Origin of the sequence: Chimaeribacter coloradensis, from assembly GCF_002858715.1 — a bacterium.
Taxonomy (GTDB): Bacteria; Pseudomonadota; Gammaproteobacteria; order Enterobacterales; family Enterobacteriaceae; genus Chimaeribacter; species Chimaeribacter coloradensis.
The window spans coordinates 19,082-27,120 of record NZ_PJZH01000036.1; the positions used below are offsets into that span (position 1 = coordinate 19,082).

Below are 8,039 nucleotides of genomic sequence, written 5' to 3' on the forward strand. Positions count from 1 at the left end.
GTTATGCAACAACAATATGGAAATTCAACTCACAGATAAACACAACGGCTGGTGGATCATCAGCCATGAAGGAAAATTATGGCTGCCGGAAGGGCAATTACCCTTTGGCCCGGCGTCCCAGTTTTCCTTAACCGGCCGGCCCGGGCGGCAGATTGGCGAGTGGCAGGGTGCACCGGTATGGCTGGTGCGGGAACCGCGCCCCAGCGAGATGGCCTCGGTGCGGCAGCTGCTCGATCAGGATCGCGACCTGTTCCAGCTGGTCGGCCGCGGCGTACAGCTGGCAGAGTTCTACCGCTCCCACCGCTTCTGCGGTTACTGCGGCCATGAGATGGGGCCGAGCAAGCGTGAGTGGGCGGTGCTCTGCGCCCATTGCCATGAGCGCTACTACCCCCAGATTGCGCCCTGCATGATTGTGGCGATCCGCCGGGGCGAGGAGATCCTGCTGGCGCAGCATGTCCGTCACCGTAACGGCATCCACACCGTGCTGGCTGGGTTTGTCGAAGTCGGGGAGACCATGGAGCAGGCGGTGGCGCGTGAAGTGATGGAGGAGAGCAACCTGCGGGTGAAAAACCTGCGCTATGTCAGCTCACAGCCCTGGCCGTTCCCCAACTCCCTGATGATGGCCTTCATGGCGGATTACGACAGCGGCGACATCCGCCATGACCCGCAAGAGCTGCTGAGTGCCGGCTGGTACCGTTACGACCAGCTGCCGATGCTGCCGCCGCCCGGCACCATCGCCCGCCGGCTGATTGAGGATACCGTGGCGTTATGCCGCGCAGAAGGCGACAGCAAACGCCCGCACGATGCAGACTCTGCGTGATACTTATCAGAGTAATCCATACCGGCGTCACACATAATCCGCGTGCTGCCGCATCTGCGTGATAAAATGCCGGCGGATTAATGAGGAGCCTTACATGAAAGAGTTGAAGAACGATCGCTATCTGCGTGCCCTGCTGCGTCAGCCGGTCGATGTTACCCCTGTCTGGATGATGCGCCAGGCCGGGCGGTATTTGCCGGAGTACAAAGCCACGCGGGCGCAGGCCGGTGATTTTATGTCGCTGTGCAAAAACGCTGAGCTGGCGTGTGAAGTGACATTGCAGCCGCTGCGCCGCTTCCCGCTGGACGCCGCGATCCTGTTCTCCGACATCCTGACCATCCCGGATGCAATGGGGCTGGGCCTGCATTTTGAAGCGGGTGAAGGCCCGCGCTTCGCCCACCCGGTGACCTGCCGTGCCGATGTTGAAAAGCTGCCTGTCCCCGATCCGGAGCAGGAGCTGGGCTATGTGATGAACGCGGTGCGCACCATCCGCCATAACCTGGAAGGGCAGGTACCGCTGATTGGGTTCTCCGGCAGCCCGTGGACGCTGGCCACGTACATGGTGGAAGGCGGCAGCAGCAAAGCCTTTACCAAACTCAAAAAGATGATGTATGCCGAACCGGCGACCCTGCACCTGATGCTGGACAAGCTGGCGGACAGCGTCATCCTCTACCTGAATGCGCAGATTAAAGCCGGTGCGCAGTCGGTCATGGTGTTTGACACCTGGGGCGGCGTGCTCACCGGCCGTGACTACCTCACCTTCTCCCTGCACTACATGCATAAGATTGTGGATGGCCTGATCCATGAAAACGAAGGCCGCCGCGTGCCGGTCACGCTCTTCACCAAGGGCGGCGGGCAGTGGCTGGAAGCGATGGCGGCCACCGGCTGTGACGCGCTGGGGCTGGACTGGACCACCGACATCGCCGACGCGCGCCGCCGGGTAGGGGATAAGGTCGCACTGCAAGGCAATATGGATCCGTCTATGCTTTATGCGCCACCTGCCCGCATTGAGGAAGAAGTCGAAACCATTCTGGCGGGCTTTGGGCACGGAGAGGGCCATGTGTTCAACCTTGGCCACGGCATCCACCTGGATGTGCCGCCGGAACATGCCGGTGCATTCGTTAACGCGGTACACACCCTGTCAGGGAAGTACCACAAATAAGGAGCAGGTTTGATTGATACTCAGGAGTTGCGCCAGCAGCAGATAATTAAGGCGGCGGAGGTGATCCGCCATGATGATTATTCGTTTGACCAGCCGGCATTTATTGCCGGGGCAGACGTGGGGTTTGAACAGGAAGGGGAAGTGACGCGCGCGGCTATCGCGCTGTTGCGCTACCCCTCACTGGAACTGGTGGAGCACCGCATCGCCCGTATCAACACCACCATGCCCTATATTCCGGGTTTTCTGTCATTCCGTGAGTACCCGGCGCTGCTTGCCGCCTGGGAGCAGTTGCAGCAGAAGCCCGATCTGCTGTTTGTTGACGGCCACGGCATCTCCCACCCGCGCCGCCTGGGCGTTGCCAGCCATTTTGGCCTGCTGGTGGATGTGCCGACCATCGGGGTCGCCAAAAAGCGCTTGTGCGGCAAATTCGAGCCGCTGGGGCCGGAAGTGGGGGCGAAGCAGCCGCTGATGGACAAGGGCGAGCAGCTGGCCTGGGTATGGCGCAGTAAAATGCGCTGTAACCCGCTGTTTGTCGCCACCGGGCACCGGGTCAGTACCGACAGTGCGCTGATGTGGGTCGAGCGCTGCATGCGGGGCTACCGGTTACCGGAACCGACCCGCTGGGCGGATGCGGTGGCGTCAAACCGTCCGGCTTTCCAGCGCTGGCAGGCCTTGCCGCCCTCTTTAGGAATCGAGGAATAGGGTTCCGGGATATTTTCGGGTACACTGCCGCGCAGCAACATTAATGAGAACTGAACATGTTACAAAACCCGATCCATTTGCGCCTTGAAAAGCTGGAAAGCTGGCAGCACGTCACCTTTATGGCGAGCCTGTGCGAGCGTATGTACCCCAACTATCAAATGTTCTGCCTGCAGACCGAATTTGGTGATCCGCAGGTCTACCGCCGCATTTTGGATCTGGTTTGGGAAACATTAGTCGTCAAAGATGCAAAAGTTAATTTCGACAGCCAACTGGAGAAGCTGGAAGAGGCTATCCCGTCGGCAGAAGAGTACGATCTTTACGGCGTTTACCCCGCAATCGACGCGTGTATCGCGTTAGGGGAACTTATCCACTCGCGGCTCAGCGGTGAGACTTACTCTCATGCTGTTGCAATCAGCGAAACCTCGATCCGTACTGTCGCCATGCTGGAGATGACGCAGGCCGGTAAAGAGATGACCGATGCCGAACTGAAAGTGTTGCCGGCAGTCGAGGAAGAGTGGGATATCCAATGGGAAATTTTCCGTCTGTTAGCCGGTTGTGAAGAGCGCGATATTGATCTGATCAAAGGGTTACGTTCTGACCTGCGTGAAGCAGCGGTTAGCAACATTGGGATAAATTTAACGCAATAAGGCAACAAAACGTGATTTAACGCCTGATTTGTCGTGCCTTAAGGCTTCACATCCGCACCCTGTCTGGTCTACATTTGGGGGGCGTAAAAAAAGTGGCTATCGGTGCGTGTATGCAGGAGAGTGCTGTCCATCGGCATATCCGTCGCACTCGATGCTTTGCAAACGATAAACACACTGTAAGGATAACTTATGAATAAGACTCAACTGATTGATGTAATCGCAGACAAGGCTGATCTCTCCAAGGCTCAGGCTAAAGCCGCACTGGAATCAACCCTGACCGCGATTACTGAGTCTCTGAAAGAGGGTGATGCTGTACAATTGGTTGGCTTCGGGACTTTCAAGGTAAACCATCGTAGCGAGCGCACCGGCCGCAACCCGCAGACAGGCAACGAAATCAAAATCGCTGCTGCCAACGTTCCGGCTTTCGTTTCCGGCAAAGCACTGAAAGACGCTGTTAAGTAATCTAACCGCGCATCTGTGAAAAGAATAAACAGAGGGGCGATGACGCCCCTTTTGTTTGCCCGCCGCAGCCTGTTTGCCGTATTACTGGCAACCGGCCTGGCGGGCTGTAGTTTCCACACCGAACCGCCTACCTTTACCGCCAGCGGGTATATTGCCGATCAGGGCATTAACCGGCTCTGGCGTCAGGATGATGACCAAAACCATCCCCAAACGCTGATTAATGTCTACAGCCCTTACCGCGGCAAACAGACGGTTATAACGCGCTACGAATACCAGGATAACCACCTCAGCCAAATCCGCGAAACCCGCGATGGCCCCGACGCGGAAACCGTCCAGTTGCGTCTTGATCAACAGGGTGACGTCAGCTTTATGCAGCGCCAGCACGCCTCCGGCCGTGAGAAGCTCTCCGCGGATGATATTGAGCGCTATAAATACCAGGCCCGTGCGGTACTGGAGCTGAGCGAGACGCTGCGTGCCGGCCAGGTAACCCTGATGCAGGGGCGCTGGAACCAGGGCGTGATTACTGCCTGCAATGGTGAGACGGTGAGCCCCCGGTTTGGCGCTTATTCCCAGGTCTGGCTGGCGAAACGGGCGAGCCGGGCGAATGATCGCCTGGGGCTGGCATGGCTGAGTGCGCCGGAAGGCACGGAGCTGTTGCTGGTGGCGAATGAAGATTTCTGCCGATGGGAACCGAAACCGGGCAATCTGTAACGCGAGCGGTGCTTCCCTGAATACACACGGCCCAATAAAAAGGGGCGCCGCAGCGCCCTCTCTATTCTGATAAACCGGCTTAGCTCTCTTCCCGGCTTTCGCGGGCGATCGCGCGGTAGCCGATGTCCCGGCGGCAGAAGCTGCCTTCCCACTGAATATCCGCTGCCAGCTGGTACGCCCGGTGTTGCGCCGCGGCCACGGTCGCACCCAGCGCCGTGACGCACAAGACACGCCCGCCACTGGTAACAACGCGCTCATCCTGCAAACGGGTACCGGCATGGAACACTTTACCGTCGGACACCTCTTCCAGCGGCAGGCCGTGAATAACCTGACCGGTCGCGTAGTCACCCGGATAGCCACCGGCAGCCAGCACCACGCCCAGCGCCGGGCGTTCATCCCAGACAGAACTTTTGCCGCCGAGGTTGCCCTCAGCACCGGCCAGGCATAACTCCACCAGATCGGAGCGCAGGCGCAACATAATCGGCTGGGTTTCCGGGTCGCCAAAGCGGCAGTTGAACTCAATCACCTTGGGCTGGCCGTCGGCTGAGATCATCAGCCCGGCATAGAGGAAACCGGTATAGGTGTTGCCTTCCGCCGCCATGCCGCGCACGGTCGGCCAGATGACCTGCTCCATCACGCGCTGGTGGATCTCTTCTGACACCACCGGGGCAGGGGAGTAAGCGCCCATCCCCCCGGTATTCGGGCCGGTATCGCCATCGCCCACGCGCTTGTGATCCTGGCTGGTCGCCATCGGCAGCACATGCTCGCCATCGACCATGACGATGAAGCTGGCCTCTTCGCCCTCCAGGAACTCCTCCACCACAATGCGGTGGCCTGCGTCACCGAAGGCGTTGCCGGCCAGCATGTCGGTCACTGCCGCTTCCGCCTCTTCCAGCGTCATGGCGACAATCACCCCTTTACCGGCTGCCAGCCCATCCGCTTTGATCACGATAGGTGCGCCTTTGCTGCGCACATAGGCCAGCGCCGGTTCTACGTCGGTAAAGTTATGGTATTCGGCTGTTGGGATCTGGTGGCGCGCCAGGAAATCTTTGGTAAAGGCTTTGGAGCCTTCCAGCTGTGCAGCAGCCTGGGTCGGGCCAAAAATTTTCAGGCCGGCGTCGCGGAAGGCATCCACCACGCCAATCACCAGCGGGGCTTCCGGGCCAACAATCGTCAGGCCGATATCATTGGCTTTGGCAAATGCCAGCAAACCGGGAATGTCAGTGGCGGCGATATCCACATTGACCAGCAGCGGCTCCAGCGCCGTGCCGGCATTGCCCGGCGCGACATACACAGTATCTGCCAGAGGGGATTGGGACGCTTTCCAGGCCAGGGCGTGCTCACGGCCGCCATTACCAATAATCAAGATATTCATTTACAACACTCCGGAGCGGCGGGTGCCTCATGCACCCGCAGTAGAAACTAGTGGCGGAAATGGCGCATGTCGGTGAACAGCATAGCGATGCCGTGTTCATTGGCGGCGGCAATGACTTCGTCATCACGAATAGACCCCCCCGGCTGGATCACGCAGGTCACGCCCACGGCGGCGGCGGCATCAATGCCGTCACGGAACGGGAAGAAGGCATCAGATGCCATAACCGACCCTTTGACTTCCAGCCCTTCATCCGCGGCCTTGATACCGGCAATTTTCGCCGAGTAAACGCGGCTCATTTGCCCTGCGCCGATGCCGATGGTCACATTATCACGTGCATACACAATGGCATTGGACTTCACAAACTTGGCCACTTTCCAGCAGAACAGCGCATCACGCAGCTCCTGCTCAGTAGGCTGACGCTGGGAAACCACGCGTAAATCGCGCGCAGCCACCATACCCAGATCGCGATCCTGTACCAGCAAGCCACCGTTGACGCGCTTGAAATCCAGCGCGGCGGTACGGCTTGCCCATTCACCACACTGCAACACGCGAACGTTCTGTTTGCTGGCGGTCAGTGCCAGGGCCTCTGCACTGATGGACGGGGCAATAATCACTTCAACAAACTGACGGCTGATGATCGCCTGGGCAGTGGCGGCATCCAGCTCACGGTTAAATGCAATAATGCCGCCGAAGGCGGAGGTGGGGTCAGTTTTGTAGGCGCGATCGTAGGCGTCCAGCAGGGAGCTGCCGATCGCCACACCGCACGGGTTGGCATGCTTGACGATAACACAGGCCGGCTCACTGAATTCTTTCACACACTCCAGCGCCGCATCGGTGTCAGCAATGTTGTTATAGGAGAGCGCTTTGCCCTGTAACTGCTCAGCGGTCGCGACCGAGGCCTCATTGATCTCTTCTTCTATATAGAAGGCTGCTTTCTGGTGGCTGTTCTCACCGTAGCGCATATCCTGCTTTTTGATGTAGTTCAGGTTCAGCGTGCGGGGGAACTGGCCGGACGGCTCCTGGCTGTCGCCGTGGTAAGCGGGCACCAGTGTGCCGAAATAGTTGGCAATCATGCTGTCGTAAGCCGCGGTGTGCTCAAACGCTTTGATCGCCAGATCGAAACGGGTCTTCTGGGTCAGGCTGTTTTCGTTGTCGTCCATCTCGCGCAGGATAGCCAGGTAGTCACCGCTTTTGACCACAATCGCCACATCGTTATGGTTCTTGGCCGCGGAGCGCACCATGGTCGGGCCGCCGATATCGATATTCTCAACGGCGTCGGCCAGGGAGCAGTCCGGGCGTGCCACAGTCTGTGCAAAGGGGTAGAGGTTAACGACCACCATGTCGATTGGGTCGATGGCGTGCTGCTGCATGATCTCATCGTCCTGGCCACGGCGGCCCAGAATGCCGCCATGAACTTTCGGATGCAGCGTTTTGACGCGGCCGTCCATCATTTCCGGGAAACCGGTATAGTCAGACACTTCGGTGACCGGCAGACCGGCGTCTGCCAGCAGGCGGGCAGTGCCGCCTGTGGAGAGTAATTCGACCCCACGCTGAGACAATGCTTGGGCGAATTCAGTGATACCGGCTTTATCAGAAACACTGAGCAGTGCGCGGCGAATAGGACGACGTTGTTGCATGGTGGTTTTATCCCTTGGCTTTGGAGTCTCAATAAAGAGCGTTATGTGAATTCTGCCCGGAAAAGTGAGAAGCATGGGCACTATTCAGATAACGCCCCCACAGGGGCAGCCAGTTGAACGTCATTTACAGCGCGCTGGAATTGTAGCGAAAACGATTGCGCGGCGCTCGTAAAATTTGGCTCCAGATCGCGATTGTGGATAAGTTTGTGTAAAAGAGGGTATAAGGCCGCATTTTGCTGTGGAATGCAGCAAACGACCACTTTTCTGCAAAATACCTGTTGCGGCCTGCGCGGAACTCCCTATAATGCGCCTCCATCGACACGGCGCAAGTGATTCACTTCACAAGCGGCCGGAACGAAAGAGAAAAAACTTCTGAAAAAGAGGTTGACTCTGAAAGAGGAAAGCGTAATATACGCCACCTCGAGTTAGCAAGCGAAAGCGCGTAACTCACTGCTCTTTAACAATTTATCAGACAATCTGTGTGGGCACTCACAAGACGATATCCAGCATCTTCGGATGCACAAAA

8 protein-coding genes are annotated in these 8,039 nt (G+C 58.2%); 6 read left to right on the forward strand and 2 right to left on the reverse strand.

The features are described from left to right. Positions 1 to 16 precede the first annotated feature (16 nt). From nudC to CYR32_RS19620, 6 genes are all read left to right on the forward strand, one after another. Positions 17 to 820 carry an NAD(+) diphosphatase gene (gene nudC, locus CYR32_RS19595; protein ID WP_101826798.1) on the forward strand — a complete coding sequence of 268 codons (804 nt, stop codon included), beginning with the start codon at positions 17 to 19 and terminating at the stop codon, positions 818 to 820. 94 nt (positions 821 to 914) lie between these two features. Further along, on the forward strand, positions 915 to 1,979 hold the full coding sequence (gene hemE / locus CYR32_RS19600; protein ID WP_101826799.1) for a uroporphyrinogen decarboxylase: 1,065 nt from the start codon (positions 915 to 917) through the stop codon (positions 1,977 to 1,979). 12 nt (positions 1,980 to 1,991) lie between these two features. Continuing rightward, a complete protein-coding gene (gene nfi / locus CYR32_RS19605; RefSeq protein WP_101826804.1) occupies positions 1,992 to 2,681 on the forward strand; it encodes a deoxyribonuclease V in 690 nt (229 codons plus the stop codon). Between the two features lie 56 nt (positions 2,682 to 2,737). Continuing rightward, entirely contained in the window at positions 2,738 to 3,328 is a 591-nt protein-coding gene (locus CYR32_RS19610) for a YjaG family protein (protein ID WP_101826800.1), read from the forward strand. Positions 3,329 to 3,517: 189 nt separating this feature from the next. Further along, positions 3,518 to 3,790, forward strand: a complete 273-nt coding sequence (gene hupA / locus CYR32_RS19615; protein ID WP_072933606.1) for a nucleoid-associated protein HU-alpha — start codon at positions 3,518 to 3,520, stop codon at positions 3,788 to 3,790. A 39-nt stretch (positions 3,791 to 3,829) separates the two neighbouring features. Next, positions 3,830 to 4,501 (forward strand): DUF1481 domain-containing protein, encoded by a 672-nt coding sequence (locus CYR32_RS19620; protein WP_175578836.1) that lies wholly within the window; start codon positions 3,830 to 3,832, stop codon positions 4,499 to 4,501. Positions 4,502 to 4,580: 79 nt separating this feature from the next. On the opposite strand, the gene purD is transcribed toward CYR32_RS19620, so the two are convergent. Then, complete coding sequence (gene purD / locus CYR32_RS19625; RefSeq protein ID WP_101826802.1) at positions 4,581 to 5,876, reverse strand: phosphoribosylamine--glycine ligase; 1,296 nt, start codon at positions 5,874 to 5,876, stop codon at positions 4,581 to 4,583. 47 nt (positions 5,877 to 5,923) lie between these two features. Further along, entirely contained in the window at positions 5,924 to 7,513 is a 1,590-nt protein-coding gene (gene purH, locus CYR32_RS19630; protein WP_101826803.1) for a bifunctional phosphoribosylaminoimidazolecarboxamide formyltransferase/IMP cyclohydrolase, read from the reverse strand. Positions 7,514 to 8,039 lie beyond the last annotated feature (526 nt).